At 63.2% G+C, this 26,875-nt stretch carries 23 protein-coding genes and 1 tRNA gene; 11 read left to right on the top strand and 13 right to left on the bottom strand.

Annotated features, from left to right (window positions below; genetic code table 11):
• Positions 1-56: 56 nt before the first annotated feature.
• Positions 57-1,631: a 2-polyprenylphenol 6-hydroxylase gene (ubiB, locus tag NKK50_RS07360; protein WP_023671132.1), complete on the bottom strand. Its 1,575-nt coding sequence runs from the start codon at positions 1,629-1,631 to the stop codon at positions 57-59.
• A 31-nt stretch (positions 1,632-1,662) separates the two neighbouring features.
• Positions 1,663-2,439: a bifunctional demethylmenaquinone methyltransferase/2-methoxy-6-polyprenyl-1,4-benzoquinol methylase UbiE gene (gene ubiE / locus NKK50_RS07355; RefSeq protein WP_023691856.1), complete on the bottom strand. Its 777-nt coding sequence runs from the start codon at positions 2,437-2,439 to the stop codon at positions 1,663-1,665.
• A 134-nt stretch (positions 2,440-2,573) separates the two neighbouring features.
• Between ubiE and NKK50_RS07350 the strand changes: the two genes are divergently transcribed.
• The 3 genes from NKK50_RS07350 (at position 2,574) to NKK50_RS07340 (ending at position 4,989) form a co-directional block, all read left to right on the top strand.
• Positions 2,574-3,545, top strand: a complete 972-nt coding sequence (locus tag NKK50_RS07350) for an adenosine deaminase (RefSeq protein ID WP_023695615.1) — start codon at positions 2,574-2,576, stop codon at positions 3,543-3,545.
• 121 nt (positions 3,546-3,666) lie between these two features.
• The gene (gene upp / locus NKK50_RS07345) at positions 3,667-4,296 is read left to right on the top strand and encodes a uracil phosphoribosyltransferase (protein ID WP_023671129.1); all 630 of its coding nucleotides are present in this window, start codon (positions 3,667-3,669) and stop codon (positions 4,294-4,296) included.
• A gap of 129 nt (positions 4,297-4,425) precedes the next feature.
• On the top strand, positions 4,426-4,989 hold the full coding sequence (locus NKK50_RS07340; RefSeq protein WP_023695614.1) for a TIGR02281 family clan AA aspartic protease: 564 nt from the start codon (positions 4,426-4,428) through the stop codon (positions 4,987-4,989).
• Positions 4,990-4,998: 9 nt separating this feature from the next.
• Here NKK50_RS07340 and deoA read toward each other — a convergent pair whose 3' ends face one another.
• The 6 genes from deoA to NKK50_RS07310 all read right to left on the bottom strand — a co-directional run bounded on the left by deoA (position 4,999) and on the right by NKK50_RS07310 (position 11,287).
• Positions 4,999-6,318: a thymidine phosphorylase gene (deoA, locus tag NKK50_RS07335; RefSeq protein ID WP_352543235.1), complete on the bottom strand. Its 1,320-nt coding sequence runs from the start codon at positions 6,316-6,318 to the stop codon at positions 4,999-5,001.
• Positions 6,318-7,133, bottom strand: a complete 816-nt coding sequence (locus NKK50_RS07330; RefSeq protein WP_023749829.1) for a purine-nucleoside phosphorylase — start codon at positions 7,131-7,133, stop codon at positions 6,318-6,320. The genes deoA and NKK50_RS07330 overlap by 1 nt, the downstream gene beginning before the upstream one ends.
• A gap of 12 nt (positions 7,134-7,145) precedes the next feature.
• Positions 7,146-7,538: a cytidine deaminase gene (gene cdd, locus NKK50_RS07325; RefSeq protein WP_023683183.1), complete on the bottom strand. Its 393-nt coding sequence runs from the start codon at positions 7,536-7,538 to the stop codon at positions 7,146-7,148.
• A 107-nt stretch (positions 7,539-7,645) separates the two neighbouring features.
• On the bottom strand, positions 7,646-8,617 hold the full coding sequence (locus NKK50_RS07320) for an ABC transporter permease (protein WP_023683182.1): 972 nt from the start codon (positions 8,615-8,617) through the stop codon (positions 7,646-7,648).
• 1 nt (position 8,618) lies between these two features.
• A complete protein-coding gene (locus NKK50_RS07315; protein WP_023817233.1) occupies positions 8,619-9,758 on the bottom strand; it encodes an ABC transporter permease in 1,140 nt (379 codons plus the stop codon).
• On the bottom strand, positions 9,755-11,287 hold the full coding sequence (locus tag NKK50_RS07310; protein ID WP_352539060.1) for an ABC transporter ATP-binding protein: 1,533 nt from the start codon (positions 11,285-11,287) through the stop codon (positions 9,755-9,757). Before NKK50_RS07310 ends, NKK50_RS07315 begins: the two co-directional genes overlap by 4 nt.
• A gap of 221 nt (positions 11,288-11,508) precedes the next feature.
• Here NKK50_RS07310 and NKK50_RS07305 point away from each other — a divergent pair, with 221 nt between their 5' ends.
• Positions 11,509-11,715, top strand: coding sequence for a SlyX family protein (locus NKK50_RS07305; protein WP_196813821.1), 207 nt, complete (start codon positions 11,509-11,511; stop codon positions 11,713-11,715).
• A gap of 13 nt (positions 11,716-11,728) precedes the next feature.
• Positions 11,729-12,118 (top strand): hypothetical protein, encoded by a 390-nt coding sequence (locus tag NKK50_RS07300; protein WP_352539059.1) that lies wholly within the window; start codon positions 11,729-11,731, stop codon positions 12,116-12,118.
• Here the strand turns inward: NKK50_RS07300 and NKK50_RS07295 are convergent.
• The 4 genes from NKK50_RS07295 to NKK50_RS07280 form a co-directional block, all read right to left on the bottom strand.
• Complete coding sequence (locus NKK50_RS07295; RefSeq protein WP_023704058.1) at positions 12,113-12,574, bottom strand: GNAT family N-acetyltransferase; 462 nt, start codon at positions 12,572-12,574, stop codon at positions 12,113-12,115. The genes NKK50_RS07300 and NKK50_RS07295 overlap by 6 nt on opposite strands.
• Positions 12,575-12,662: 88 nt before the next feature.
• Positions 12,663-13,652: a BMP family lipoprotein gene (locus NKK50_RS07290; protein WP_023671120.1), complete on the bottom strand. Its 990-nt coding sequence runs from the start codon at positions 13,650-13,652 to the stop codon at positions 12,663-12,665.
• Between the two features lie 251 nt (positions 13,653-13,903).
• Positions 13,904-14,227: a hypothetical protein gene (locus tag NKK50_RS07285; RefSeq protein WP_023691865.1), complete on the bottom strand. Its 324-nt coding sequence runs from the start codon at positions 14,225-14,227 to the stop codon at positions 13,904-13,906.
• A gap of 111 nt (positions 14,228-14,338) precedes the next feature.
• Positions 14,339-15,070: a DUF2569 domain-containing protein gene (locus NKK50_RS07280; protein ID WP_245271389.1), complete on the bottom strand. Its 732-nt coding sequence runs from the start codon at positions 15,068-15,070 to the stop codon at positions 14,339-14,341.
• A gap of 361 nt (positions 15,071-15,431) precedes the next feature.
• Here NKK50_RS07280 and NKK50_RS07275 point away from each other — a divergent pair.
• The 6 genes from NKK50_RS07275 (at position 15,432) to NKK50_RS07250 (ending at position 21,714) form a co-directional block, all read left to right on the top strand.
• Positions 15,432-15,521: transfer RNA gene (locus NKK50_RS07275), tRNA-Ser, on the top strand.
• A gap of 283 nt (positions 15,522-15,804) precedes the next feature.
• Positions 15,805-16,764, top strand: coding sequence for a LysR family transcriptional regulator (locus NKK50_RS07270; RefSeq protein WP_023700965.1), 960 nt, complete (start codon positions 15,805-15,807; stop codon positions 16,762-16,764).
• 152 nt (positions 16,765-16,916) lie between these two features.
• Positions 16,917-17,930 carry an amino acid ABC transporter substrate-binding protein gene (locus tag NKK50_RS07265; RefSeq protein WP_023735055.1) on the top strand — a complete coding sequence of 338 codons (1,014 nt, stop codon included), beginning with the start codon at positions 16,917-16,919 and terminating at the stop codon, positions 17,928-17,930.
• Between the two features lie 171 nt (positions 17,931-18,101).
• Entirely contained in the window at positions 18,102-19,289 is a 1,188-nt protein-coding gene (locus NKK50_RS07260) for an amino acid ABC transporter permease (RefSeq protein WP_023735056.1), read from the top strand.
• Between the two features lie 18 nt (positions 19,290-19,307).
• The gene (locus NKK50_RS07255) at positions 19,308-20,432 is read left to right on the top strand and encodes an amino acid ABC transporter permease (RefSeq protein WP_502896489.1); all 1,125 of its coding nucleotides are present in this window, start codon (positions 19,308-19,310) and stop codon (positions 20,430-20,432) included.
• 49 nt (positions 20,433-20,481) lie between these two features.
• The gene (locus NKK50_RS07250; RefSeq protein ID WP_050591263.1) at positions 20,482-21,714 is read left to right on the top strand and encodes a MalY/PatB family protein; all 1,233 of its coding nucleotides are present in this window, start codon (positions 20,482-20,484) and stop codon (positions 21,712-21,714) included.
• Positions 21,715-21,876: 162 nt separating this feature from the next.
• On the opposite strand, the gene NKK50_RS07245 is transcribed toward NKK50_RS07250, so the two are convergent.
• Complete coding sequence (locus tag NKK50_RS07245; protein WP_155923521.1) at positions 21,877-26,835, bottom strand: autotransporter outer membrane beta-barrel domain-containing protein; 4,959 nt, start codon at positions 26,833-26,835, stop codon at positions 21,877-21,879.
• Between the last annotated feature and the right edge of the window lie 40 nt (positions 26,836-26,875).

Below are 26,875 nucleotides of genomic sequence, written 5' to 3'. Positions count from 1 at the left end.
CGACATCAATAGCGCGACTGCAACGCTAGCACCACAGTTGCTAGCGATGCAAGCGATCAGAGCAGCTTCCACGCGATATACACCAGCGTCAGCGCGATCACCCATAGCGCCAGCCGGCCCGAGCGGGTGTAGCGCGCTTCGGCCTTACCGATGGCGCGCGATGTCGCTTCGTCGAAGCGGAGGCCGTGCTCCGCCATAAAATCGATCTCGCGTGACAGCCGCTCGGTGCGGGCGGCAAGATCGGGCGCCTGGCGGGCCAGCGCCAGCAGCGCCTTGGCGCCGTCGCGCGCGTCCATCAGCAGGCCGCTCGGCCCGAGATTGCCGGCGATCCACTGGCCGACCACCGGCTCGGCCGTCTTCCACATGTTGAAGGCCGGGTCGAGCGTGCGTGCGACGCCTTCGACCACCACCATGGTCTTCTGCAACAGGATCAGTTCCGACCGCGTGGCCATATCGAACAGTTCGGTGACCTCGAACAGCAGCGTGAGAAGCTTCGCCATCGAGATGGTTTCAGCCGGCTGGCCATGGATCGGCTCGCCGATGGCGCGAATGGCCTGCGCGAAAGCCGCGACATTGTGCTGGCGCGGCACGTAGCCGGCCTCGAAATGCACCTCGGCGACGCGCAGATAGTCGCGCGTGATGAAGCCGTAGAGGATTTCGGCGAGGAACCGGCGCTCCTTCTTGCCGAGCCGTCCGGCAATGCCGAGATCGACGGCGACGATATTGCCATTGGCCTCGACGAACAGATTGCCTGGATGCATGTCGGCATGGAAGAAGCCGTCCCGCAGCGTGTGACGCAGGAACGACTGGATCAGGTTGGTGGCGATCGCCTTCAGATCGTGCCCCGCCGCAGCGAGCCCGGCGATGTCGTTCATCTTGACGCCGTCGACCCATTCCATGGTCAGCACATCGCGCCCGGTGCGCTCCCAGTCGACCGACGGCACGCGGAAGCCCGGATCGTCCTTGGTGTTTTCGCCCAGTTCCGAAAGTGCGGCCGCCTCGAGGCGAAGATCCATCTCGATCTTGGTGGTCTGCGCCAGCGTCTCGGTCACCTCGACCGGCCGCAGCCGGCGCGACGACGGGATGTATTTCTCCTGCAGCCGGGCGGCGAGGAAATAGCTTTCGAGATCCTGGAAGAAGCGGCGGCGCACGCCAGGCCGGATCACCTTCACCGCCACCTTGGTATCGACACCGTCATGCATGGCCTGCGCGGGATGGACCTGGGCGATGGAGGCCGCCGCGACCGGCCCGCCGAACTGCGTATAGAGTTCGCCGATCTTGCGCCCGAGCGAGCCCTCGATCGCCGCCACCGCTTCCGCCTGCGAAAAAGTGTGCATCTTGTCCTGCAGCATGGCGAGGTCGAGCGCCATGTCGTTGCCGACGACATCAGGCCGCGTCGCCAGGAACTGGCCGAGCTTGACGTAGGAGGGTCCGAGCCGGACCACCGCCTTGGCCAGCCGGTCGCTGCGCTCATAAGCGAGTGCGCGGCGGCGGGTGAAGAGCCGGGCCATGCGCCAGCCGAATTTCGGCAGGCCGCCGAGTTCGTCGCCCGGCAGTGCTGCGATCACGCCCTCGCGGACCAGCACCCAGCCGGCCCGCGCGAGCCGAAAGGCGGCGCCGACGCTGCTCATCGCCTACCCTGCTGCTGCAAACTGTGGTGCCTCAAAGCTTCCAGCCCGAATGCAGGGCGGCAATGCCGCCGGAATAGTTGCGGAACGACACGCGCTCGAAGCCCGCGCGGGTGATCATGGCAGCAAAGTTCTGCTGATTGGGAAATTTGCGGATCGATTCGACCAGGTAGGAATAGGGTTCGCCCTCGCCCGTCACCATCTTGCCGATCTGCGGAATGGCGTTGAACGACCAGGCTTCGTAGACCTTGTCCAGCAGCGGCATCTCGACCTCGGAAAACTCCAGGCACAGGAACCGTCCGCCGGGCTTCAGCACGCGAAAGGCTTCCGTCAGCGCGACATCGATGCGCGGCACGTTGCGGATGCCGAATGCGATGGTGTAGGCGTCAAAGGTGCTATCGGTGAAAGGCAGTTCCTCGGCATTGGCCTCGACGAAATCGGTGTTGCCGGACAGGCCCTTTTTCTCCGCGCGGTCACGGCCGACGCTGAGCATCGAGCCGTTGATGTCGAGCACCGTGGCATGCGTGTTGCCATGGCTGGCGTCTACAATGCGGAAGGCGATGTCGCCGGTGCCGCCCGCCACGTCAAGCACTTTCCAGCCCGGACGTTTCGGCGGATTGAGCCATGTCACCATGGCATCCTTCCACAGCCGGTGCAGCCCGGCCGACATCAGGTCGTTCATCAGGTCGTAGCGGTTCGCCACCTTGTGGAAAACCTCATTGACCAGAGGCTGCTTGTCGCCTGGCCCTACCTTCTTGAAACCATAGGAGGTTTCCATGCCGCCCGCGGCCGTGGTTCTCTCAACTGACATTATTTTGATCCGTCATAAAACCGGCGGGACCATAGCCGATCGATGGTGCGGGCGCTATTGTTTAAGGCGCGGTGTTCGGCCGCGCTTCCAGGTGGTGGGCTTTACGGCCTGGACTGATGAGACGGGATAACTGCATGCCTTTGAAAGCAGAACTGCACTGCCACATCGAGGGGGCAGCGGCGCCCGAACTCGTCATCCGTCAGGCGCAGAAATACGGCAAGGACACCTCGCTTTATATCCAGAACGGCTCCTTCGTCTGGCATGATTTCACCTCGTTCCTGGCGGCTTATGATTTTTCCGCCGACCTGTTCCGCACCGAGGAGGATTATGCCCGCCTCGCCGACCATTATCTGACCAGCCTTGCCCGCGACGGCGCCATCTATTCCGAGGTCTTCACCTCGCCCGACCATGCCGTCAGGGCCGGCCTGTCGCCCAAGGCCTATACCGATGCGCTCGGCGAAGGCATGCTGCGCGCCAAAGCCAAGACCGGCATCGAGGGCCGCATGATCGTCACCGGCGTACGCCATGTCGGCGTCGAGTCGATCGAGCAGGCGGCGCGCTTTGCGGCGCGCTGCGGAAATCCGCTGGTCACCGGCTTCGGCGTCGCCGGCGACGAGCGCATGGGCGAGATGGAGGATTATGTCAGGGCCTTCGAGATCGCCCGCGAAGCCGGCCTCGGCATCACCATCCATGCCGGCGAGCTGACCGGATGGGAGACGGTGCAGGCCGCACTCGACCATATCCGCCCGTCGCGCATCGGCCATGGCGTGCGCGCCATCGAAAACCCCGATCTGGTGCGGCGCATCGCCGATGAGGGCATCGTGCTGGAATGCTGCCCCGGCTCCAACATCGCGCTCAAGGTCTACGACAGTTTCGCCGATCACCCTTTCCCTGCGCTGCAGGCAGCCGGCTGCAAGGTGACGCTGAATTCTGACGACCCGCCCTATTTCTGGACTTCGCTGAAGCGCGAATACGACATCGCCGCCGAGCATTTCGCCATGAACGAAAAGGCGCTGGCCGCCATCACCCGAACCGCGATCGAGGCGGCTTTCGTCGACAGGAAGACGAAAAGCGCGCTGCTTGCCCGGCTCGATGCGAAGAGGTGACTGGTGACTGGTGATTGGTTTGCCGGCGCTTCGGCCTGTCAACGGCAATGATCGATCCATCGGGACTCGCAAACCTGCTCACTATTCACTATTCACTATTCACCATTCACTGGAGCAACCCATGCAGGGCGTCACCGTCGTCGACCACCCGCTTGTCCAGCACAAGCTCACCATCATGCGCAAGAAGGAGACGTCGACCGCTGGTTTCCGGCGGCTGCTGCGCGAGATCTCGCTCCTGCTCGGCTACGAGGTCACCCGCAACCTCGAACTGACGACGACGACCATCGAAACGCCGATGGAAACCATGGAAGCGCCGACGCTGGAGGGCAAGAAGCTGGTCTTCGCCTCGGTGCTGCGCGCCGGCAATGGCCTGCTCGAAGGCCTGCTCGACCTGGTCCCGGCGGCCCGCGTCGCGCATGTCGGCCTCTACCGCGATCACGAAACGCTGGAGGCGGTGGAATATTTCTTCAAGGCGCCGAGCGATCTCGCCGACCGGCTGGTGATCGTCGTCGATCCGATGCTGGCGACCGCGAACTCGGCCATCGCGGCCATCGACAAGCTGAAGGAGCGCGGCGCCACCAACATCCGTTTCCTTTGCCTGCTGGCGGCGCCAGAAGGCATCGAGCGCTTCACCAAGGCGCATCCGGATGTTCCCGTGTTCACCGCTTCCATCGACCGCCAGCTCAACGAGAAGGGCTACATCATGCCCGGCCTCGGCGATGCCGGCGACCGCATGTACGGAACCAAATGACGGCGGCTGGCAAGGCCAGCTGACATCCAGTCGTTTACCGCCCGTTTACGCAAAGCCGCGGTTTCGGGTTGGCGTTAAAGCGGCACACACCATACGTGGGCAAGAATGGGCCTTCACGAAGGTCCATTCATGCTGCGCAAGCTTGTCATTCTGGGCGTGTTCGCCGGAACGTCGGCATCGATCCCGATCGTCTATCAGTCGAATCCGCAGATTCTCGACAACCTGTTGAAGTCGACCGTCGCCGGCAAGCCGTCCGCGCAGCCTCAGCCCGAACTGAACATGGCCTCGGTTCCCGGCAAGCCGGCCGCACCGCTGCCCACTGGGCGCAAAGTATTGGTGGCGGCTGACGAGCGCGGCCATTTCACCTCCGCCTTCAAGCTCAACGGCCGCCAGGTCGACGGCATGATCGACACCGGCGCCACTTTGGTCGCCATTAACACCTCGACGGCGCGCCGCATCGGCATCTCGCTCAACCCGTCGGACTTCAACCAGCAGGTCAACACCGCCAATGGCGCGATCAGGGCCGCCGTGGTCAACATCGATCGCCTGCAGATCGGCAAGATCAGCGTCGACAACGTCCAGGCGGTAGTGCTCGACGACAAGGCTCTGCGCACCAACCTCATTGGCATGAGCTTTTTGCAGCGGCTGGCAAAATACCAGGTCGAAAACGGCACACTGTTACTGGTGCAGTAGCGCGTTCCGCTACCCGCGCGGCAGCACGCGCCGGATGACAGTCTTGTCGGCGGCTGGTTTCGACGCCCCGATCGTATAGGCCGAAAGCACGGCGGCTGCGGCCGCTTCGGCCTCCACTTGCGTGCGGGCGTGGACCAGCGCCAGCGGCTCGCCGGCCCGCACCTCGGCGCCGAGCGGCAGCAGCCTGGTGATGCCGACCGCATGGTCGATCCTGTCGTCCGGCCGCGTGCGCCCGCCACCGAGCCCGACCACAGCAAGGCCGATATCGCGGGTGGCAATAGCGGTGGCAAAACCGTTGCCTGTCGCCTTGACCGCAAACTCCACCGCCGCTTTCGGCAGGTATTTTTCCGGCTTGTCGACGAAATCGGCGGGACCGCCAAGGGCTGCGACCATACGCGCGAAGGCGGCCGCCGCGCGGCCGCCGGCCAGCGTCTCGGCCGCGCGCCTGAGACCGTCCTGATTGGACGACGCCAGCCCTGCCGATTGCAGCATCTCGGCGGCCAGCGCCAGCGTCACATCCTCCAGTCGCTTGTCGCGGAACCTTCCGGTGAGGAAATCGACGGCGTTGCGCACCTCGACCGCGTTGCCGGCCGCCGACGCCAGCGGCTCGTTCATACCGGTGACCAGCGCCGAGGCCTTCAGGCCGGCGCCGTTGGCGATCTCGACCAGGCTGTTGGCCAGTGCTGTCGCGTCGCGCGACTTCTCCATGAAGGCGCCATTGCCGACCTTGACGTCGAGCACCAGCGACTGCAGGCCAGCCGCGAGTTTCTTCGACAGGATAGAAGCAGTGATCAGCGGCACCGATTCCACCGTTCCGGTCACATCGCGGATCGCATAGAGCCGACGGTCGGCGGGCGCGAGATCGGCGGTCTGGCCGATGATGGCACAGCCGGTCTCGAGCACCGTCTTGCGGAAGCGCGCGATATCCGGCTGGCTGATATAGCCCGGGATGGCATCCATCTTGTCCAGCGTGCCGCCGGTATGGCCAAGGCCCCTGCCGGAGATCATCGGTACATAGGCGCCGCAAGCGGCGACGATCGGCGCCAGCATCAGCGAGACATTGTCGCCGACGCCGCCGGTCGAATGTTTGTCGGTGACCGGACCCGGCAGGTCGGACCAGTCGAGCACATCGCCGGAATCGCGCATGGCGAGCGTCAGCGCCACCGCCTCGTCGCGGTTCATGCCGTTGAAGAACACTGCCATGGCAAAGGCGCCGACCTGGCCGTCCGAGACGCTGCCCGAAGTCACGCCCGCGACAAAAGCCGAAATCTCCTGTGCGGACAGTTTCTGGCCGTCGCGCTTGCGGCGGATGATTTCCTGGGGAAGCATCAGGTGCCCTTTGGCTCCGGCAACCCATCCTGGAACACATGCGCAAGGATCGTCGCCAGCCGTGCGCCGCCGATCGGCGCCATGTCCTTGGTCTCCTGGTGCGACAGTTCCGCCCCGGTCATCCCGGCGGCGAGATTGGTGATCACCGAACAGGCGGCTACGCGAAGCCCAAGGAAGCGGGCGAGAATGACCTCCGGCACGGTCGACATCCCTACCGCATTGGCGCCCATGATGCGCGCCATGCGGATTTCAGCAGGGGTTTCGAAACACGGACCGGAAAACCACATATAGACGCCCTTGTGCAGCGCCGTCCCTGTCGCCTTCGCCGCCCGTTCGATCGCCGCGCGCAAGCCGGCATCATAGGCTTCGGTCAGGCCGACGAAGCGGCGGTCGCTCGGCTCGCCGATCAGCGGGTTGGAGCCGGAGAAATTGATGTGATCGGTGATCAGCATCACCGATCCTGGCAGCATGTCGGGATCGACCGAGCCGGCGGCATTGGTAAGGATCAGCTTGGTGATGCCGATGCCGGCAAGCACCTCCAGCGCCGGCCGCATTGCAGCAGCAACGCCGTGCTCGTAGTAATGGGCGCGGCCGGACAGCATCAGCACCGGCGTGCCGGCGAAAAGCCCCGCGACCACCTCGCCGGCATGGCCAGTCACCCCGCTGCGGGGGAAACCCGGCAGGTCGGCATAAGAGATGCGCACGGCATTCTCGACCTGGTCGACAAGCCCGCCAAGGCCCGACCCCAGCACCATGGCGGTGGTCGGCGCCAACCCGTCCAGCCTTTCGACGAGGTGGTCCAGAGCTTCCTTCATATCAGCCAACTCTCACTTCAAAATGTCGCCACGAAACCCGTAGGGCAGCATGTCGCCCATCGTCACGGTCTCGACCACGCCGGTGTTGTCGCAAAGATAGAGCTTCGTGTCCGGCCGGCAGAACTCCGCCAGCCTTTGCCGGCAGCCGCCACAGGGCGAGCATTTGGCCATGCGCGAGGCAATGACGGCGATCTCGACGATCTTGCCGCCGCCGCCCATGATGTAATGGCCGAGCGCCGTGGTCTCGGCGCACCAGCCTTCCGGATAGGACGCGACCTCGATGTTGGCGCCGGTGAAGACACGGCCGTCCTCGGTGCGCAACGCCGCACCCACCGGAAACTTCGAATAGGGCGCGTAGGCCTTGGCCATGGCCTCCTGCGCGGCTTCGAACAGATCATGCGACATTCAGGTGTTCTCTCCGACGATCGTGGTCAAAACCCGGCCATTTGCGTTTTGCTGGCGCCTTTCGAGCACCAGCCGCATGTTCGGCTCAGTGCTCCTGGGCGCCCGGATCAACGTTCCTTGACATAAGGCACGCCGCCGGCGCGCGGCGGGATCGCCTTGCCGATGAAGCCGGCAAGCAGGATCACGGTCAGCACATAGGGCAGCGCCTGCATGAACTGCACCGGCACCTTGCCGATCAACGGCAGCGGCGAACCCTGCAGGCGGATCGCCGCCGCGTCGAGGAAGCCGAACAGAAGGCAGGCGAACATAGCGTTGACCGGTCGCCATTTGGCAAAGATCAGCGCCGCCAGTGCGATGTAGCCCTTGCCCGCGGTCATGTCCTTCACGAAGCCGCCATTCTGCACCATCGAGAGGTAGGCGCCGGCAATGCCGGTCAGCACACCGGTGCAGATCAGCGCCCGGTAGCGCAGCCAGGCGACCGAGATGCCGGCGGTGTCGACGGCGGCCGGGTTCTCGCCGACGGCGCGTAGGCGCAGGCCGAAGCGGGTGCGAAACAACACCCACCAGGTGAACGGCACCATGGCGAAAGCGAGATAGACCAGGATCGAATGGCCAGAGAGCAGCTCGGAATAGATCGGCCCGATGATCGGCACATCATGGATCGCGGCAGCACCTGGCAGAGTGATGGCCTCGAAACGCTCGCCCGGCTGTAGCGCCGGCGTGCGCCCGCCCTGCTGGAACCAGGCCTGGCCCAGAATGATGGTCGAGCCGGCGGCGACGAAGTTGATGGCCACACCGGAGACGATCTGGTTGCCGCGATGGGTGATCGAGGCGAAGCCGTGCACCAAGGCAAAGGCGACCGACATCACGATCGCCATGCCGAGACCGAGGAAGGCCGAATGGAAGACCGAAGCGGCGGCCGCACCTGCAAAGGCGCCGACCAGCATCTTGCCTTCCAGCCCGATGTCGAAAACGCCTGCGCGTTCCGAATAGAGGCCGGCAAGGCAAGCGAGCAGCAACGGCACCGACAGGCGTATGGTCGAGTCCAGGATCTGCACGATGGCGATGAAGACGTCCATCTCAGGCGCCCTTCCCTTTGACCGCTTCGATGCCGACCGACCTTGGACTGAACGAGGCGAACAGCGCCTGGACGTAGGGCCGGAACATGTGCTCCAGCGCACCGGCAAACAGGATGACCAGGCCTTGGATGATGACGATCATGTCGCGGGAAATCGCCGGCATTTCGAAGGCGAGTTCGGCGCCACCCTGGTAGAGCATGCCGAACAGGATCGCCGCCAGCACGATGCCGACCGGATGCAGACGGCCCATCAGCGCCACGGCAATGCCGACGAAGCCGGCGCCGGAGACGAAATCGATCGCCACATTGTGCTGGTCGCCCATCACCGGGTTGAGTGTCATCATGCCGGCCAGCGCGCCCGAAATCATCATCGCGATGATGATGATGCGGGTCTCCGAAATGCCGGCATAGCGCGCCGCTTTCGGGCTGTGGCCATAGGTGCGCATCTCGTAGCCGAGCTTGGTGCGCCAGATCAGCAGCCAGACCAGGAATGCCATGAGCAGCGCCAGCAGGAAGCAGATGTTGAACGGCGCCGAGCGGATCTTGGCGCCGAACAGTTCGATGATCCAGTTGAGTTTGGGCAGTTCGGCGCCGGCGAGGAAGTTGCGCGTCTGCGGCGCCTGCGACGCTGCCGGCTTCAACGGCCCGACCAGGAGGTAGACCATGATCGAGGCCGCGATGAAGTTGAACATGATGGTGGTGATGACGATGTGCGACCCGCGCTTGGCCTGCAGATAGGCCGGGATCAGCGCCCACAGCGCACCGACGGCGGCTCCGGCGACGATCGCCAGCGGAAAGGTCAGCCACCACGGCAGCACAGTGTCGAAGGCGAGGCAGACCACGCCCACGCCAAGGCCGGCAATATAGGCCTGGCCCTCGGTCCCGATGTTGAACAGGCCGCAATGCGCGGCCACCGCCACAGACAGGCCGGTGAAGATGAAGGTGGTGGCATAGAACAGCGTGAAGGCAATGCCGGTTCCCTTGCCGAAAGCGCCCTCGACCAGGATGACGGCGGCACGAAGCGGGTTTTCGCCGACCAGCATGACGACGAAACCGGCAACGATGAAGGCCACGGACAGATTGATCAGCGGGATCAGCCCATAATCGGCCCAGGCCGGCAGTTTGGCGTAAGGCGTGCTCACTCTGCCGCCTCCTGGCGATCGATGCCTGCCATCAGCAGGCCAAGCTCGCCCTCGGTCGCCTCAGGGCCACGTTCGCCGACGATGCGCCCGGCAAACATCACCAGGATGCGGTCGGACAGCGAACGGATCTCGTCGAGCTCGACCGACACCACCAGCACCGCCTTGCCCTGGTCGCGCATGGCAATCAGCCGCTTGTGGATGAATTCTATGGCGCCGACATCGACGCCGCGCGTCGGCTGGCCGACGATCAGAACACCGGGGTCCTGCTCCATTTCCCGCGCCAGCACGATCTTCTGCTGGTTGCCGCCGGAGAAATTCGCCGTCTTCAGACGCGGATTGCCGGGCCGGATGTCATATTTCTCGATGTTGTCCTTGGCATCAGCCATGATGGCGTCGATGTTGAGGAACGGCCCTTTCAGGTAGCGCGGGTCGTCGTGGTAGCCGAGGATCGAATTCTCGTTCTCCTCGAAGGCCAGCACCAGGCCGACATGATGGCGGTCCTCCGGCACATGGGCGAGCCCACGGTCGCGCAACTCGCCGGGATCGGCGGCCCCGGTCAGGTCGATCGGCTTGCCATCGAGCATCACCGAGCCGGAAACCGCGCGCCTGATGCCGGAAATCGCCTCGAGCAGTTCGGACTGGCCGTTGCCGGCGACACCGGCAATGCCGACGATCTCGCCGGCGCGGATATCGAAGGAGATGTCGTCGACCATGGTGACGCCGCGCTGGTCTTTCACCGTCAGGTTCTTGACTGCGAGCTTGACCGCGCCGGCCTCCGTCTCGCCCTTTTCGACCCGCAGCAGCACGCGCCGCCCGACCATCAGTTCGGCCAGTTCGCCGACTGTCGTCTTGCTGGTCTCGCGCGTCGCCACCATCGTGCCCTGGCGCATGACCGAGACATTGTCGGTGATGGCCATGATCTCGCGCAGCTTGTGGGTGATCAGCACCACCGTTTTGCCCTGGTCCTTCAATTGCCTGAGGATGCGAAACAGATGGTCGGCCTCGGCCGGCGTCAACACGCCCGTCGGCTCGTCGAGAATCAGGATCTCGGCGCCGCGATAAAGCGCCTTCAGGATTTCGACACGCTGCTGCAGGCCGACCGGCAATTCCTCGATGATGGCGTCGGGATCGACTTCCAGCCCGTATTCGCGCTCGAGCCGCTCCAGTTCGGAGCGCGCCTTGGCGATGCTCTTTTTCAACAGCGCATCGCTTTCGGCGCCGAGGATGATGTTTTCCAGCACGGTGAAATTGTCGACCAGCATGAAGTGCTGGTGCACCATGCCGATGCCGAGCGCGATGGCGTCGTTGGAGGTCTTGATCGACGCCGGCTTGCCGCCGACACGGATCTCGCCGCTGTCGGCCTGATAGAAGCCGTAGAGGATCGACATCAGCGTCGACTTGCCGGCGCCGTTCTCGCCGACGATGCCGTGGATGGTGCCGCGTGCGATCTCCAGATTGATGTCGCGATTGGCGTGAACGGCGCCAAAACTCTTGTTGATGCCGATCAGTTCGATTGCGGCTTGCGCCATGCAGCCTGTCCCACTCTTATTTTTTTATCGCTTGGTCAAAACGCCTAGCATGATGCCCCACCCGTGCCAATTGGCGGCGCAGTGGCCACTCTCGACAAATCCCGGTGCGCTTGTCAATTTCGAACGTGGCCGCAGACCTTCACATTCACTAATATGCAAGGGTCAACAGTCGCATCATCATGCTGCAACTGCGTGCACCAAGACCTAGGGAGTTTCGAATGATCATGCCTGTCGACCGGCTGACGACGCTGGAAATCCGCGCCGCTGAACAGGAAAAGACCATCGAGGAACTGTCGGGCCAGATCGCCGAACAGTGGACGGCGATCGAACGCATGCAGCGCAAGCTCGATGCGCTGACCGGGCGCTTCATGGCGCTGGAGGAACAATCGGCACCCGACGTGCCGATAACCAAACCGCCGCACTGGTAGCAAGGAGAAGCCGATGGCCAGTGAAAGCGATCGCGTTGCGCGGGCGGGCGATTATGTGCTTGGCCTGATGAACGATCGCGACCGCGAGCGTGCCGAGCGCGACCTGGAGATCGATCCCGCCTTCCGCGACACGGTGATACGGCTGGCCGAGCGCATGCATGTCTTCGACCGCACGGGGCGGCCCTCGGGCGACGGCGATCGCTGGCGGCTGATCTCGCAACGCATCGCCGAACTGCCGCAGATGCGTGTGGTCGGCCAGGGCGAAGCGAAGCCGGTGATCAGCAGGCTGGAGCGGAAGCCCTATGGCGTCGGCGTGCATTCGCTCGGTGGCCGACGCGGCGCCGTCATCGCCATCGCGCTGATCATGGTATTCGCGCTGGGTTATCTCGTCGGACAGCTATAGGCCGAGTTCGCGCGACATCAGCAGCATCGGGTAGCCGTCCTGCTCAAACGACTCGACCACTGCCCAACCGAGCCCGGCATAGAAGTCTCGCGCCACCCAGGTATAGAGGTAGGTCCTCTCCACACCGATCGCGGTTGCATGCGCTTCGATGGCTGCAACCAGCGCGCGGCCGATCCCTTTGCCGCGGTGGTCGCTATCGACGACCAATCCCGCCAGCCAAGGCGTCAGTTCATGCGCGGGTTCAAGTTCGTGGCGAACCAGCAGGCAGGTCCCGACCGGGACGTCCCTTATCCGCGCCACAAGCGCCGCCTCGAAGCCATCTCCGTTGAGCAACTCGCGAAGCCCGGCGACGTCCTCATTCAGCGTTCTTGCGCTGCCCTCGAAAAAGGCGGCGATGCGCAGTCGCGCCACTGCATCAACATCGCGTTCGGTCATCGGTCCGATGGTCGGCTTCACTCTCGCCTCTCAAGTTGCGGCCCCCGTCAAACCCAAAAACAAAACCGCCGGACTCTCGCCCGGCGGTTTCAACTCTAATGGATACAGATCAATACGGGCAGGCGTTGTCGGCGGTGTAGTCGTGCACCTGGATCGTGCCGGCGATGATGTCGGCCTTGGCCTTTTCGACGGCAGCCTTCATTTCGTCGGTGACCAGCGCCTTGTTGTTGTCGTCCATGGCGTAGTCGACGCCGCCCTCCTTGAGGCCGAGATTTTGCAGGCCGCCTTTGAAGGTGCCGTTCTTGCCGTCCATGAAGGCGGTGTAGACGGCCACGTCGACGCGCTTCAGCATCGAGGTCAGCACCTTGCCGGGCTGCAGGCCGTTCTGGTTGGAATCGACGCCGATGCCGAGCTTGCCGGCATCCGCCGCCGCCTGCAGCACGCCGACGCCGGTGCCGCCGGCCGCGGCATAGACGACGTCGGAGCCCTGGTCGATTTGCGTCTTGGCAATTTCGCCGCCCTTGGCCGGATCGTTCCACGCCGCGGGCGTGTCACCGGTCATGTTCTGGATGACATCGGTCGCGCCGGCCGCCTTGGCGCCGCCGACATAGCCGCATTCGAACTTGCGGATCAGCGGAATGTCCATGCCGCCGATGAAGGAGACCTTCTTGGACTTCGAGGCCATCGCCGCCATGATGCCGACGAGATAGGAGCCTTCATTTTCCTTGAAGACAAGCGAGCGGACATTGGGCATATCGACGGCATCGTCGATGATGGCGAAGTTGAGATCGGGATATTCCTTCGCGACCACCTTCAGCGCATCCTCCCAGGCAAAGCCGGCCATGACGATCGGGTTGCGGCCGTCTTCGGCGAAGCGGCGCAGCGCCTGCTCGCGCTGCGAGGCATTGGACACTTCGAACTCGACATAGGCGGTGCCGGTCTCGGTCTTGAACTTTTCGGCGCCGTGATAGGCAGCCTCGTTGAAGGATTTGTCGAACTTGCCGCCGAGATCGTAGAGGATGGCCGGCTGGACATCCGCGGCGAAAGCCGGAAGAACCATTGCGGTTGCGGCCAGGAGGCCGAGAACGATACGTTTCATGTGATCCACACCCTGTCGGTTATTTTTTTCCGTTACGCGCCGCCCGCCTGCCCGGTTCTCCGGCAGACATGCGGCATCAGCCAGGAGTGTACTCCCCTCCCGCTCAGGGCAATCTGGCACGGCCCGAAACAAAATTCACGCGGAATTTTGACCTTTTGGAAAAGCATGCCTCCCCTTGGAAAAGCAGGCTTGGGCAATGACTGCCGCGGACGATTGCCGCATTGTCGTCGCAAGTCCGCCGGGACAACCCATCAGCCCGGCGCGAATTCTCCGCCGCGCCGCCGGCGCCGGTAGCCGATCGCATAGAGGATGAAGGCAAGCACCGCGAACACGGCAAACCCCGGCTGGGCAAGCACCCAGGCGATGCCGCCATCCCATATCATCGGATTGACCTTGGCGCGCACGAAGGTCTCGAAGGCCGCGCGGGTGTCGGGCGAAACCGCCAGCCAGCTCGAATTCAGCGGCGTCATGACCAATGCGGAAGCCGCCACCGAGCGCGTCGCGTCGAGTACCGCCATGATGACGGCGACCGAGAGTGCGACCATGGCCGCGAGGCGAAACAAAAAACGCAACATCAGATCTTTCCCCCGGCCTGGTCCTCAAGCTCCTCCCGAGGACCTTCCGGTCACAGGCGAGGAATAGAATGCGTACGCCCGGCGCGCAATCGGCTTACGCGAATTTGAAGTCTATCGCTTGCGCCGATGAACGAGCCAGACGCCGAGGATACCGCCGACGATGGCGCCGACCACCAGCCCGACAAGGCCGATGAACACCGCGAAATAACCGCAGCCGCCTTCGAAACAGCTGATGTCGGTGACTTCGGCGATCCCTGCCCCGAGCGCGAAGCCGGCCACGGCGCCGACGACGGCGCCGAGGAGGATGCCGACCAGCGCGGCGACAACCGAGGCGAAGACCTGCGGTGTTTGCGCTTGCCGCTCGGTATAGACGGCTGCGGGTCCGGCATGGCGGCGCAGCAGGTAAATGCAGAACAGGCCGATACCGATTTCGGCGCCGGTGATGGTCAGGCCCCTGGCGGAGAAGACGAAATCGGGCACGGCCAGGGTATAGGCTTGCCGCGCCAACAGAAAGACGATGATGGCGATCTGCCAGATGATGAATTGGCGCGGAAAGTGCTCCGAGCGGCCGAAGGCGAGGCCGAGCAGGTAAAGCCCCCACAGGATGGTGATGATGTTGGCGGCGAGCCCGCCCAGCAGCAGGTAGAAGACTGTATCCGGCAGGCCGGAGCTGCCGACCAGCCACCGGGCCGAGACCAGCCCGTAGGCCGACCATGCCATGACGACGACAAGCCAGCCCACCGGGATGAAGGACAGGTCCGAACGCCCAGGCAGCGGCAGCCCGCTGCCTGGCACGCCTGCGGCCGGCGTTCCGCTGGCCGGCTGTTCATTGCTCGATGTCATGCCTGGACGTTGCCCCCGCAAAGCCTCCGCCTCACTCGACAGGGGGCCCGGGCCGAAGTCAAGCGCGCCCGGCTCTGCCGCCTCGCCCGTGCACACCATTCAGAGCCGAAAGCACCTTTGAAGCGGAGGCGTTGGCGGCCCCGCGAAACGATGCATGGCCGGCAAAGCGAATAGACTGCCGTTATGGCTTGGCATTCGGCGCCGGATCGACTAGATGAGCCCCGCGCCTGTTTGATTGACGGGCGCCGGGAAGGGCATCCGCTGGTTGGCGGTGTCCATCAAGCGGGTCTTCCCGCAAATCCCAAAGGGATGCATCTCCCCAACCCGCGTGGCAAAACCGGCCGGGCGCGAATGCAAGGACGGAGAGGTGGCCGAGTGGTTGAAGGCGCACGCCTGGAAAGTGTGTTTACGGGAGACCGTAACGCGGGTTCGAATCCCGCTCTCTCCGCCATTATCAAGCCATTGAAACCGCTGCGATTTTCCATCCCAGCGGGTGCGGCTGACTTTACTTCACATGCTCGCCCTGGGTTCATGGCGGATTGCCGGCTTGCTCGCCAAGCCAGGCGCAGAAATGCCGCGGAGCGATCCGGCGGTCGCCGTCACCTGTTCAACCGCCAGAGTTTCAAAGGCGTAGCCGGACCTCTGTCTTCACTCTTCGTGCCCCATCTGTCACCGTCGCAACCAACGCGTTAGTGCCGCCTGGTGCGGTCTCAGGTCGCAGATGAGGTAATTCCATGAATTATAACGATATCGACCTCAATCTATTGCGGGTCTTTGACGTGATGATGCGGGAAAGGAGCGTGACGCGGGCGGCTACCGAATTGGGCAGAACACAATCAGCTGTAAGCCACTCCCTGTCGAAGCTTCGGTATCTATTGCGGGATGAATTGTTCACCAGAGATGGCGGCGAGATGCGGCCGACTCCCCGGGCAGTTGAGCTGCTGTCGAATATTTCCGCCGCACTCGCAACGATCCGCGCATCGATCGACCGGCATCAGATCTTCAATCCAGCAACGACGCGGCGCAACTTTCGCGTTGGACTTACAGATTATCATGCCATGGTTTTCATCCCGGGCCTCATTCGAGAATTTTCCAGGCAAGCTCCTGGCGCGACGCTGAACGTCATTCCCGCAAACGGACCCGAAATCGGTTCATCGGTCTATCTGAGACAAGTTGACTGCGCGCTGACGGGAGCAGCGATACGCGACGACCCAGGTCTCTTGAAGGTGGAGCTTGGCCAGGACCGATTGTTTTGCGCAGTGTGGAGCGGAAGCAAGATCGCCAGAAGCGCAATGACGCTGGAAACCTATCTGGCCAGTTCCCACCTCCAGATTTCCGCAGATGGCCTGGCGGAAGGCCTCGCGGATGCCGCCCTCAAACAGATGGGTCTTCGCCGCAATGTCGTTGCGACCATCTCGAACTATCCGGTGCTGCCCTGGGCGCTTCGCGGCACTGAACTGATTACCCATTGCGGTGATGCCATCCTGCAAATGCTGGATGAGAGGAGTGAGGTGACGTTGGTCCCGCCACCCCTTCCGATAGCGAATGTGAATGCCTGGCTTATTGTTCACCGCCAGATGGCGAATGACCCGGGAACCAGGTGGCTCCGGGAAATCATCGTGGGAATCTACAACGAATCGCGGAGCAAGAGACACCAAGGCACCCTCGGAGCACCGGGGTCGGCCGTAAAATAGGTCGCGGGCGCTGCTTCACCACTCAACCACTTTTCAGCTGGGAGTGCTTCGCAACTATGAGCAGCGCTCATTTTCACAATGAGAACAATCGATTTGACGAATACTTGGGCTGGAGAGCACATTCCCTTCAACAATAACAGGGGAATGCCGAAATGAGATCAACGTTCAAGGGCCTACTTGCCCTCGCCATCGCGTGCACCGCCTCCTCGGCGTGGTCCGCAACCCTCGACAATGTCAAGAAAAATGGCGTGCTGACCTGTGGCACGAATTCGGCCACGGCTGGCTTCAGCCTTCCCGACAATGAAGGCAAATGGACCGGATTTGTCGTCGATTATTGTCGCGCCGTGGCCGCTGCCGTGCTCGGGGACGCGCAAAAGGTCAAGTTCATCCCATTGACGCCAAAGGATCGCTTCACCGCCTTGCAGTCGGGAGAGATCGACATTCTCGCCCACAACGCAACCTGGACATCGTCCCGCGATACGTCGCTAGGCATACTGTTTGCCGGCACGTATTTCTATGACGGCCAGGGGTTCATGGTGCGCAAGGCGGACAATATCACGTCAGCCAAGGGACTTGACGGCGCATCGATATGCGTCACCCAGGGCACCACGACCGAGTTGAACCTTGCCGACTATTTTCGCTCGCAGTCGATCAAGTACACGACGGTTGGTTTCGCAGACGAGGAAGCTGTCGTGAAGGCTTATGAGGAGGGACGTTGCGACGTCTTGTCCGCAGACACCTCCACCTTGAACGCGTCGCGGCTTCGCATGGCCAAGCCGGACGACAGCATTGTTCTTCCCGAGCTGATCTCCAAGGAGCCGCTTGGCCCGGCGGTGCGGCAGGGTGACGACCAGTGGTTCAATGTGGCGAAGTGGACGCTCTACGTCATGGTGGCCGCGGAGGAATACGGGGTCACCTCCAAGAACGTCGATGCCATGAAATCGTCTGACAATCCCAGCATCCGCCGCCTGCTTGGCGTGGAAGGCAGCATAGGCAAGGACATCGGGCTCGGCGATAACTGGCCGGTCGAGGTGATCAAGCAGGTCGGCAATTACGGCGAAGTGTTCGAACGCAATGTCGGCAAGGATTCGCCGCTGAAAATGGAGCGTGGCATGAACGCGCTCTGGAACCAAGGCGGCGTTCAGTACGCTCCGCCGATCCGCTAATGCATGTCGCTCAAAAATGGCCCCGGTTTTGAGACAACGACATGCATAACGAAGACCCTAAAGCGCGTCGCCTGAGTCCGTTCAAACCCGACGCGCTTTAGGCAAAGGCATGGTTGCAAGGCGCTGGCGTGTTACCGTCAGCGCCTTGCACGGACCCGATAGGAACAGCCCATGTCCCATTTGTCGCTTCCCGCGCCGTCGCGCAGGAGGTTGTCGCTGCACGATACGAAGGTGCGGGGCATCCTCTACCAGCTCTTGCTCGCCGGCTGCCTGCTGGCCTTGGCGCTGGGCATCGGCATGCAGACTGCATCGAATATGCGGGTCCGGGGGATTCCGCTCTCATTCGACTTTTGGAATGAGTCTGCCGGCTTCGACATCAATCAAACCCTGATACCGTACGATGCATTGTCCAGCTACGGTCAGGCGTTCTGGGTGGGAGTGGTCAACACCCTCTACGTCAGTCTCCTCGCAATCCTGTTTGCGACGTTGCTTGGCTTCGTCATCGGCGTTGCCCGCCTGTCGCCGAACTGGATCGTTTCGAAGGTGGCGACCGCCTATGTCGAGCTTGTGCGCAATGTTCCGTTATTGCTGCAGCTGCTGTTCTGGTACAACGCCGTCCTCAAGCCGTTGCCCTCGCCGAAGGCGTCCATCGCCATTCCCGGCGGCATCTACCTCAACAATCGCGGCCTCATCGTTCCGGAGATTCATTTGCATCCGGGAGCGGGTCTGGTGGGCCTGGCATTCGTTGCGGCCATTTCCTGCTGCGTTGCGTTCTGGTTTCGCGCCAGGAGCATCCAGAGACGGACGGGCAGGCAGCTGCCGGTGCTTCTGGTCAGTCTGGCGACCTTGATAGGATTTCCGCTGGTCGTGTTCCTGGCGGCTGGCGAGCCGGTCTCGTTCGTCGCCCCGCAGCTACGGGGTTTCAATTTTCAAGGCGGGCATCAGCTCTATCCGGAGTTTGCCGCTCTCCTGATCGGTCTGTCGGTCTACACCGGTTCATACATCGCCGAGATCGTGCGAGGTGGAATTCAGGCAGTGCCAAAGGGCCAGACCGAGGCTGCGCATGCGTTGGGGCTGGCGCCGGGCAAGACGCTTCGTCTGGTCGTCGTTCCCCAGGCGCTGCGTATCATCATTCCCCCTTTGACAAGCCAGTATCTCAACCTCATCAAGAACTCGTCGCTTGCCGTGTTCATCGGCTATCCCGACCTCGTTCAGATCTTTGCCGGCACGGTGCTCAATCAGACCGGAGCCGCCGTCCAGGTCATGGCGATTACTCTGTCGGTCTATCTCGTCACCTCCCTTGCCACGTCGTTGGTCATGAACGCGTGCAACCAACATTTTGCAATTGTTGAAAGGTGACGGATGAGCGATCAGTCCATGCGTTCGCCAATTGTGATCAGCGCGCTCATACCAGCCATGGCGCCTCCCGCGGACGTTCGACCGGGTCCAGTGAGCTGGATGAAAAAGAACCTGTTTTCGACGCCGTCTTCAGGCGCGCTGACAATATGCTTTGTCCTCCTCGCCACGTGGCTGATGCATCACTTCCTGAGCTTTGCGATCTTCAACGCGGTCTGGAGCGGCGGCCATGAAGCTTGCCGTGCGAACAGCCAGGGGGCTTGCTGGCCTTTCATCGCCGAGAAGTTCGACTACCTGCGATACGGCGCGTATCCGGTTTCCGAGCGGTGGCGGGTGGACCTTGCGCAGGCGATCGGCGCCATCCTCATCGTTTGGCTCCTGTGGACGAAGGCTCCGCGGCGCAAAATGGCGGCGTTGCTGTTCTTCCTCGTCTACCCCGTGGCCGCGTTCGTTCTCGTGCGCGGCGTTGCCTGGCTTCATTTGCCTGTCATCGATACGACGCTCTGGGGCGGTCTCTTGATCACGTTGCTGATGTCGATCGTGGGTATCGTCTTCTCGCTACCGATCGGGCTTATCCTGGCGCTTGGACGCAGATCGGAACTCCCTTTCGTCAAGACGGTTTGCGTCACGTTCATCGAAGTCGTCCGCGGCGTGCCGTTTATCACAGTGTTGTTCATGGCGAACTTCATGATGCCGCTCTTCGTCCCGGATTATCTGACACCTGATCGTCTGTTGCGCCCGCTCATCGCGATAGCGTTGTTCTCGTCCGCCTATATGGCCGAGGTCGTGAGAGCCGGCCTTCAGGCGATCCCGAAGGGCCAACACGAAGCGGCCAAGGCGCTCGGGATCGGCTACTTCGACATGATGCGCCTGATCGTCCTCCCTCAGGCGTTGACGATCGTCATACCGAGTATCGTCTCGACCTTCATCGGTCTGTTCAAAGACACGACTCTGGTCGCCGTCGTCGGCATCGCGGATTTTCTGAAGGCCGTCGAAACGGCGCGCGTCGATCCGAACTGGGCAGGCCCGACGATCTCATCAACCGGCTACCTCTTTGCGGGGCTGGTCTACTGGAGCTTTTGCTTCGGCATGTCGCGTTACTCGCAATCTGTGGAGCGCCAATTGGCGCGTGGCCACAAATCCTAGGAGGCGCTGATGATGCCGCAAGCAATGCCCGCGGCAAGGTGACTATCAAATGGCTTGTGCAGACACGCCCGCATCGGCGCTTGGGCAACGACATATCGCGGGAATAGATTTCGACCAGATCCACGACCGTCAGCAGTTCGGATCCGTCAAATGGGCCAACCAGTGGGACGAGTTCTCTCCCCAGGTCGAGGGCCAGGACCTGCTGTCGCTGTGGACGGCGGATATGGACTTCCGCGCTCCAGAAACCGTCATCGCGCGACTGCGCGAGGCCGCGGAGCATGGCATTTACGGCTACACACGCCGCGATCCGCGCCACTATGAGATCGTGCAATCGTGGTTCGCGCACCGGCACAACTGGTCGCCGAAACTGGAGACCTTGCTTCCCGCGCCGGCGATTATGCCGTCGGTGGCTGCGATACTGCGAACCTTCACCAAGCCCGGTGACGGCGTCATTGTGCAGTCGCCCGTGTACTCGCCCTATTTCGAAGTTGTTCAGGGAAACGGGCGGGTTCTGCTTACGAACCGGCTGAGGCTGCGGAACAACAGATATGAACTCGATCTGGAGGATTTCGAGAAACTGGCGGCCGGCGGTGCCAAGGCATTCCTGCTGTGCAATCCTCACAACCCTGCCGGAATGGCCTGGACACGCGAAGAATTGGCGGCGCTCAACGACGTCTGCGAGCGCCATGGCATCCTGGTCATATCGGACGACATTCACTGCGACATAAGGTTGTCGGATCGCCCCCACATCGTCTTCTCCTCCATCTCGGAAGATGCTGCGGAGAAATCGTTCATCTGCACCGCTCCAACGAAGACTTTCAATCTTGCCGGGGTTCCTTCGGCAACGATTTCGGTAGCCAGCAAAAAGCGCCGCGAGGCGCTTCTTGCCGCAATGCAGGCGTCATTCATGGTGAATGCGAACTTTTTCGGCCGCCTGGCCCTGGAGGTTGCTTACAGCAGCGGCGCGCCGTGGCTCGACCAACTCACGCGCTACATCGCCGGCAACATCGATCTGGTTTGCGAGTTCGCCGGTGAACACCTTCCAGGCATCACGCCCATGCGGCCCGACGCATCGTTTCTGGTGTGGTTGGACGCGTGCGCGCTCGATGGCCGAGTGGGTGGAATTCAGAAATTCTTTGTCGATCGGGCCGGGGTTAATCTCTATGACGGCCGCGTCTATGGGCCTGGCGGCGAAGGCTTCATTCGCCTGAATGTCGGCTGCCCGCGTCCCCTGTTGCGCCAAGGGCTGGAGCGCATGTCCAGCGCGCTGGCATCCCTGTGATCGAGCGCCAGGGTGCTTCGGATTCGAGCCTGGTACTTGATGCCGGCAGCCGGTAAGGAAACGTCCGAGGGCCGACGAGCCGGGTGGCCCGCAAGTCCGGATTCCATAGCCGTGCCGGACACGACCCTCAAGCCAAGGTCGACATGTCCAGCTTGATCGCCGCTACCATTTCACAGCGAACCCGAGCTTGGCGCCCAGGGCGTGGCTATCGCCAAAATCCTTGAGGCTTGTCCGCGCTGTCCCTTCTCCGAAGACGGCGTAGCGACCGTCCGCCCAGCTCAGCGAGCCACCAAGGCCGACACCGCCCCACAGCGCCTGATTTTCGCTGACCAGTTTCGTGCCAGACACATCGACATCATTTCCGTCGAGGAAGTCGTAGTAAAGGTTGCCGAGCCCGTAAATGTGCGTGCGGCTGACTTGCCCCGCATCGTCCACCCACTGGTCTTCATAGTCCGCGGAGAGGCCGAGGCGGCCGACGAGACTGTTGCTGCTGCCGGGCGACACGACGGCGCCAAACGGGTCGGTGAACGCGTCGAAGTCGACCGAGGAATAGGCAAGCTGGGCCTGCGGCGTCAGCGACCAGTTGCCGTTGAGGGCGATCGTCTGTCCGGTCTCCACGCTCAGCCCGTAGCCGAAACCGTTGTTGCCGTCCGCAAGCGTGGTGCCCAGCGTGGCCGACCGGATGTCACTGTCATACCATGTCGCCTCGGCCTGCGCGTCGACGTAGAAGCCACCGCTGCCGAACCAGGTGAGCGTGCTGCCGACGCCGTAGCCGGTGGCAGCGATCGACCCTGCCCCGAAGATCGAGGACACGTCCGACGACGCGGTTCCGTAGTGGGCCGTAATCCCTCCGATCAGGGTACCGGCGTCGCTTTCGTGCAGCAGGCCATCGACGCCGGCCTGCAGCTTCCAGGTGGTCACGTCATAGTTCGTGCCGGAGGTCGACGTCTCCGGCTTGATCTCGGCATGGGCAGCTTCGATGCGCGCCCATATCGCCTTGCCGTCGACCGAGCCCTGGCCTGGCAGGTCCGCACCTTGCGGCGTAGCACCCTCGCCCCACGACCGATTGCCAATGCGTTGCTGCATGGTGCCCAGTTCATTGAACGCCTGCAGCACCCCTTCATAGGCCTCGTACAGCGGCACGCCGGGCGAATAGAGCGGCTGCGGATCGGGATCGCCGTTGACCAGGGCCGAGCGCAGATACCAATCGCCATCGGCCGGTGTGCTGACGCCGTTCTTGTAGAGCCTGTATGCGTAGGCGCCCGCGACGACCGCTGCATCGCCTTCGAAGGTATAATTGCCGTCGAGCGAGAAGCTGCCGTTCGAGGCGCCGCCGACGTCGACGATCTTGATGCCTCCGACCGTTTGGGCGCCCGACCCGCCGAAATTGACGACCTGAAGGGTACCAGTCCCTGACGTGTTGCCGGCGATCACCAGCATATTGGTCGGCGAACCGTCACCACCGAGCGCCGTGTTGAGGATGACGGCGCCGCCATTGCCGATATAGTCGCCGCTGACGGTAAGTGTGTCGCCTGGGTCGCCACCCGCGATGCGCACCGTTCCGGCGTTGCTCAGCCCCGCAATCGTCTGGGACGTGCCGGCAAGATCGAGCGTGGCGCCCGAGGCGACGGAAAACTGCGAGGAGGAACTGAACGCGTTCGCAGCGCCCGCGGCAAGGGTGCCGCCGCTGACCGTAGTGGCGCCGGTAAAGCCTGAGTTGTCCAACGCGAGCAGCAGCGTGCCTTGGCCGTCCTTGATGAACGTACCGGCGCCCGAGAGCACGCCGGCATAGCTGGCGGAGGCGACTTGGTCGAATGTGAAGGAGGCGCCGGCGCCGATCGCGACATCGCCACCGAAGCGCTCGGCTGCCGAGACGAGGCCGCCTTGATTGACGGTCCAGTCCAGCAGCGACGTGCCTGACAGCGTCAGCACGCCGGCGCCATCCTTCATCATTGCGCCGGTGCCGGAGATATCGCCGGCGAAGCTGGCGTCCGCCGCCTGGTCGAACACGACAGTGCCGGAATTGCCGATGTCGCCACGAATCGAGGTTGCATCGCCGACCAGCGTGCCAGCGCTGACCAACGTGTTGCCGCCATAGCTGTTCGTTCCCGTAAGCGTCAGCGTGCCGGCGCCGGTCTTGGCAAGGCTGCCAGCGCCAGAGATCGCACCGGACAAGGTCAGGTCGGCCACAGTGTCGAAGGTGCCGCCGGCCGACGAAAGCGTGACGTCGCGCGCCGAGCTGAACGCCGCTGTGTTGCGCAGCGTCCCGCCGGAGAGCGTCAGGCCGCCAGCGGCAACGCCAAGATTGTTGTCGGCTGAAACAGATAGCACGCCGCCCAGGACGGAGGTGCCGCCCGTGTAGGTGTTGGCGCCGGACAGCACCAGCGTGCCCGCATCGGTCTTGGTCAGGCTGCTGGTCCCGGTTAGCACGGAGGCGATGGTGGCGGTGTAACCTGCTCCGGCCACCGTGCCGTCGCCGACCCGAATGATGCTCTCGCCGCCAGCGCCATCAAGCGTGATGGCGTCGCCTTCGATGCGGTAGCCATCGGCGGCGAATTGCATTCCCGTAATCGCAAGCGCGCCGGCGCTGCCGTCGGCGATGACGGTGCCGCCGAGCGTCTGGAAGATGGCGAAGCCGGGCTGCGGCTTCATCGCGCCAGTTACCAGGCCGGTGCTCATCGTCCAGTTCAGGCTTGTCGCCGTCCACGTGCCGTTGCCGCCGTCGACCAGATCATTGTTGGCGTTGCCGGCCGCGTCACCATCCCAGAAGAGCAAGTCGGTGCCGACGCTGCTGACGAGATTGACCTGGTTGGCGACGGAGGTCTGCACCGTCAGGTCGGCGGCCGTGACACCGGCCGGCAGATTGCCGAGCTCGAGACCATTGTCGGTGAGGGCGCCGCCATAATTGATGAGCCGGTAGACGCCAGGCCCGAAGCCGCCGACATCGGTGATGTTGAGGCTGCCGTCCAGCGTCAGCGCGCCGGTCACCTCGATCAGGTCGTTGACACCGCCGCCGACAATGCCCGCCTGGCCGAGCTCGTAGTCGAGCATAGAACCGGAGCTCAGGCTGAGCGATCCGACCGTAAGCGTGCCAGGGCTGGACCCCGGCGCCAGCACACCGCCATCGGCGACGATCACCGCGCCGCCGATCGAGCCGGAGCCGCCCAGCGTGCCGCCGCTGTTTACCGTCGTTTCGGTGCTGCCGAGCGAGCCCTCGACGATAAGCTTGCCGCTGTCGACGGTGGTGCGGCCGGAATAGGTACTGTCGCCCTTGAGCACCAGGGTGCCGGCGCCCTCCTTGTAGACGCCGCCCACGCCGCTCAGCTCGCCATTGGCGGTCAGCGTCGTACCCGCCGCCGCGCGGAAGTAGCCATAGGCGGAAGTGAGGTTGACATCGCGGCTCATGGCGAAGCTTGCTGTCGTGCCGAGTTCGCCGCCGTCGAGTGTCAGCAGGCCCGTCGCGGCACCCAGATTCTGGTCCGACGCGACCGAGATGCTTTTGCCGGTCCCGACCTTGGTGCCGCCGCTGTGGGTGTTGGCACCGGTCAGCGTCAGCGTGCCGAAGCCTTCGATGTCGACGCTGCCCGAGCCGGAGATATTTCCGCCGAAGGTGTGGGGGCCGAGGTCGAGAAACGAGACAGCGCCGTTGTCCAGGATGTCGCCACGGATCGCCACGGTGTTGCCGGCAAGCGTTCCTGCATTGACGATGTTGCCACCCGTATAGTTGTTGGACAAATTGCTGACGTTGAGCGTGCCGGCGCCGCTCTTGACCAGTGTGCCGGTGCCGGTCACCTGGCCTGACACGTCCAACTGCGTGCCTGCCACCGTGTCAAACCCGCCGGTCGAATTGATCAGGACATTGCGATTGGTGGCGAAGCTGGTGGTCGTGCGCAACGTGCCGCCGTCGAAGGTCAAGCCGCCCGAGAGGGCGCCCAGATTGTTGTCACTCGAAATTTGCAGGGTCCCGCCGGACAAGGTCCAAGGCGTGACGGCAGTTGTCGTCCCCGTTAGGGTCCAGGTGCTGTTTCCGGTTTTCTCGTAGAACCCAAACCCGTCATATTTGGCGCCAGCGCCGATCTGCGACACACCGAAACTGGCGCTGATATCGCCACCCAGCTTGAATGTATCCGCGGCGCTGAAAGCGACCACATTGCCTGTGATGGTGGAGCCGGCCTGAATCTCCAGCGAATTGACACCGCCGGTGAACTGGATGGCTTTGCCGGCTGCCGGCGTTCCGCCACCGGTGCCGACGGCACCGCCGCTGATCGTACCCGCATTGATGACCGCGATGTTGGCGCCCTTGATCCCTGCGGCGCCATCGCCGCCTGCCAAGGAGCCCTGACCGCCACTGCCGCCAACGATCGTCGCACCTAGCTTGTTGATGACGGTTCCACCTGAAAGCAGCAGAACAGCGGCGCCACCGTCCCCACCGCCGCCGAGAACTGTTCTTCCACCGGCACCCCCGAGCAGATTCCCGCTGTTCTGGATTGTCCCGCCGCCCATCAGGACGATGGCAGCTGCGCCGCCGCCAGCACCTGCTTGGACCCCAATTGTGGAAAGACTCGTGCCGCCGGTAACGCTGCCGCCCGCCTCTACAAACACGTTTGCGGACGAGAATATGCCGACGCCGCCGCCACCGCTGCCGCTGTTGCCATTGGTCCCACCTCGGCCGCCAGTGCCACCACTCACCGATCCTGTGCCAGTGACTGTAACGTCGGCCGTGGCACTGACGCCCACACCGCCACCGCCACCGCCGCCGCTCCTGACGACGCCATTCGTGCCAGGGGAGCCCAAAGCGCCGGCCCCGCCGCTGATGCTGGTTGCAATGGTCCCGTCTGTCGAGATGACCAGACCCGTAGCACCAGTGGCACCGGCAACGCCATTTGGGTTGTTGGCTGTCCCACTTACCGCTCCCGATCCTCCTGGCGCCCCGTCACCCGTCGTGAGGTCAATGCCGCCACCACCGCCACCAGCGGTCGCGCCATTGGCGGCATTCTGACCCGTGGCACTCGCGAGCGCGCCGTCAACGCCACCTTGTCCAGCGCCTGCGCTGCTGCCATTGCCGCCATCGGCCCGAGCTGGCGCGGCGCTCAGCGCAAGGGCAACAGTTAGGATCGTCAAGGCGGAAGTGCCGGAGCGAAGCGACACGACTTGCGGCAAG

Source organism: Mesorhizobium sp. M0001 (assembly GCF_040324255.1).
Lineage (GTDB): Bacteria > Pseudomonadota > Alphaproteobacteria > Rhizobiales > Rhizobiaceae > Mesorhizobium.
Note: the sequence above shows the minus strand (reverse complement) of the source record. Positions and strands in the feature narration are given on the sequence as shown.